Consider the following 236-nt stretch of genomic DNA (forward strand, 5'->3'; position numbering starts at 1 on the left):
ACCAGGTCGTCCCACATGAACCAGAAGCGGTCCTGGCCGGGGGTGCCGAACAGGTACAGGATCAGGTCCTGGTCGAGGGTGATGCGGCCGAAGTCCATGGCGACCGTGGTGGTCGTCTTGTCCCCGGTGTGGGTGAGGTCGTCGATGCCCGCGGACGCGGACGTCATCACGGCCTCGGTACGCAGCGGGTTGATCTCCGAGACGGCCCCGACGAACGTGGTCTTGCCCACGCCGAA

1 protein-coding gene is annotated in these 236 nt (G+C 66.5%); it reads right to left on the reverse strand.

All coding sequences use genetic code 11. The features are described from left to right. The coding region (locus tag PUR53_RS00855) for a GTP-binding protein (RefSeq protein WP_329907037.1) at positions 1-236 on the reverse strand (236 nt) is incomplete at both ends.

Origin of the sequence: Streptomyces sp. SP18BB07, from assembly GCF_036322545.1 — a bacterium.
GTDB lineage: Bacteria > Actinomycetota > Actinomycetes > Streptomycetales > Streptomycetaceae > Streptomyces > Streptomyces deccanensis.